At 67.8% G+C, this 2,561-nt stretch carries 3 protein-coding genes; 1 reads left to right on the top strand and 2 read right to left on the bottom strand.

The features are described 5' to 3' along the window. Nucleotides 1–923, bottom strand: a 923-nt coding sequence (locus tag EAO80_RS18800; protein WP_122091357.1) for a DUF373 family protein, incomplete at its 3' end; no start/stop codon positions are given. A gap of 46 nt (nucleotides 924–969) precedes the next feature. Further along, nucleotides 970–2,001 carry a zinc-dependent alcohol dehydrogenase family protein gene (locus EAO80_RS18795; protein ID WP_122091356.1) on the bottom strand — a complete coding sequence of 344 codons (1,032 nt, stop codon included), beginning with the start codon at nucleotides 1,999–2,001 and terminating at the stop codon, nucleotides 970–972. 123 nt (nucleotides 2,002–2,124) lie between these two features. Between EAO80_RS18795 and EAO80_RS18790 the strand changes: the two genes are divergently transcribed. Next, a partial coding sequence (locus EAO80_RS18790) for a radical SAM protein (RefSeq protein WP_245998736.1) occupies nucleotides 2,125–2,561 on the top strand: 437 nt, incomplete at its 3' end.

Genomic DNA, 2,561 nt, shown 5'->3' with positions numbered 1-2,561 from the left:
GAGATGACGTAGAAGGGGGCGTTGAGGTAGCGCCACTCGAAGCGCCCGGCGAGGTACTCGTCGGTGATCTGGCCGAGACTGGAGGTGATCCCGGCGGCAGCGAACCATTGGATCGCGCCGTAGACCAGCGCGGCGATCACGCCGCCGGTGCCAAGCACCATCGTTGAGCGGGCGCGCTCCAAGGATTCGAGCCCGCCGATCCCGCCGATGAACAGCAGTGCGGCCGCCACCACGTAGGTAATGAGCGTCACCCGGCCCGTATAGAGCAGTCGGCGGCCACCCTCGGCGTACTCGTCGACGGTCTCCTCGAGGCCCAATCCGCGAAAGAGAACGTAGAGCCCCAGCATCGCCGAGAGCACGCCGAGAATGCTGCCGGGAAGCCCCAGCAGGTCCGCGACGGCCACCAACGGGTAGATGAGCAGGAGGATTCCGAGGGGAATGAGGATCGTCCCCCTCGTCTCGGGGTCGTTCAGCACCTGCTTGATCGTGTAGTACATCGACTCCAAATCTTGAGCCTGCCGGACGACGACCCGACGGACGCCGTCGACCGGCACTCGCGAGCGGATCACGGGGATGACGCTCTCGTCCTGGGCGCCGTCGGTGACGATGATCGCGGAGATCGACTCGCCGGTCGCGAGCCCCGCGAGCACGCGGTCGAGTTCGTTCCCGACCTCACGGTTGGCGCTCACGTCGGCCTTGGCGTTGCCGGTGATGGCGGCGACCTCGACGGCCTCGCCCTCGCTCGCGAGCTCGTCGTAGAGGTGGACGCCCTGGAAGAGGACGTTGACGTCCGAGTCCTCGGGGTCGGCGGTGGCGAGCGCGACGGCGGCAGCCTCGCAGGGCTCGCGGCCCACGACCGGGGTATCGAAGCCGGTCTTTCGGCCGATGTCGTCGTCCAGGTCGACACACAGCACCAGCAGCATCGACCGGGGCTACACGGCGGGCGGATAAGGACCTTCGGGGACGGCCTCAGTCGATGGTGATCGCGACCTTCCCCTGATGGGCACCGTCTCGGACGTACCGGTAGGCCTCGTGGGCCTCGTCGAACCCGACGGTCCGGTCGATTTCCGGGCGAACCTCCGCGCTCTCCATCGCCGTGAGCATCCGCTCGAACGCGCCGCGGCTGCCGACGCTCACTCCGCGAACCGACAGGGGAGTGTTCATGATCGGCGCGGGGTCGACCTCGCCGGAAATACCTGTGAGCACGCCGATGAGGTGGACCTCGCCGTCGGGGCCGGTCGCACGGAGCGACCGTTCCAAGGTCCCTTGGCCGCCGATCTCGATCACGTGGTCGACGCCGCCGTCGGTCATCTCGCTCACCGCCTCACCCCAGTCGGGCGTCTCCTCGTAGTTCAGCGTGCGGTCGGCGCCCAGCTCGCGGGCGCGTTCGAGCTTCGCGTCGCTCGAGGAGGTCACGACCGTCTCGGCACCCTGGGCCACGGCGAACTGCAGGGCGAACGTCGAGACACCGCCCGTGCCCAAACAGAGCACGCGCTCGCCGGCGGTCAGCTCGCCGTGTTCGGCGAGCGCCGTCCAGGCCGTCACGGCCGCGCAGGTCAGCGAGCCCGCCTCCTCGATCGTGAGGTAGTCGGGGACCTCGACGAGGGCCTCGGCGGGGTAGGTGATATACTCGGCGAGGGTGCCGTCCATGGTGCCGCCCGGCGAGCGGTGGTTATCGCCCGGGGTCAGCGGACCGTCGATCCAGTCGGGGAAGAAGGCCGTCGCGACCCGGTCGCCCTCCGCGAACCGATCGACGTCCCCACCGAGTTCGACGACCTCGCCGGCACCATCCGAGAGGGGTATGACGGGGTACTCCACCCCCGGGTAGGCCAGCTCGGCGCTCGCGACCGCCAGATCACGGTAGTTGAGCGCACAGGCGTCCATCCGGACGAGCGCCTCGCCCGGTCCGGGCGTCGGGCGCTCGCGTTCGGTCGCCACGAGCCCCGAAAACTCCCCGCCTCCGTCGCCCTCGTCGTCGTCCCGTACCTCGTATGCCTTCATGATGAACAGGCGGGCTACGGGAGGCAGGATATAACCCCGGTCGGGACGCCACAAGCCTTTCCGGGATTTCGGTAGCGGTCCGGATCGGTCGGCTTTTGTCGATGGGGCCGCTATTGCCTATGAATGATTTCCAAGGGCTGTGAGCAGTGCGCCGAAGGGGGGAAGATGGTGCTGTTCGTCTACGGCTACTGCGACCAGCGTGACTGCTTTTACTGTCCCTTGGGGGAGAACCGCAAGAACGTCACCCAGGTCTACGCCAACGAACGGCCCGTCGAGAGCGACGAGGACGTCATCGAGGAGGCGAAACGGATGGACGCTTTGGGCACCTCGCTGACGGGCGGCGAGCCCCAGGAGGCCATGGAGAAGACCTGCCGGTATCTGCGCCTGCTCAAGGAGGAGTTCGGCGAGGACCACCATACCCACCTCTATACGGGGATCACGGGCGGGCGGGAGAACATGCGCCGGCTCTCGGAGGCCGGCCTCGACGAGATCCGCTTCCACCCGCCGCTGGAACTCTGGGGCGAGATGCACGGCACCGAGTGGGAGGAGATCCTGCATAT

The sequence above is a fragment of the Halalkalicoccus subterraneus genome, assembly GCF_003697815.1.
Taxonomy (GTDB): Archaea; Halobacteriota; Halobacteria; order Halobacteriales; family Halalkalicoccaceae; genus Halalkalicoccus; species Halalkalicoccus subterraneus.
This window is presented reverse-complemented; position numbering and strand designations above follow the sequence as displayed.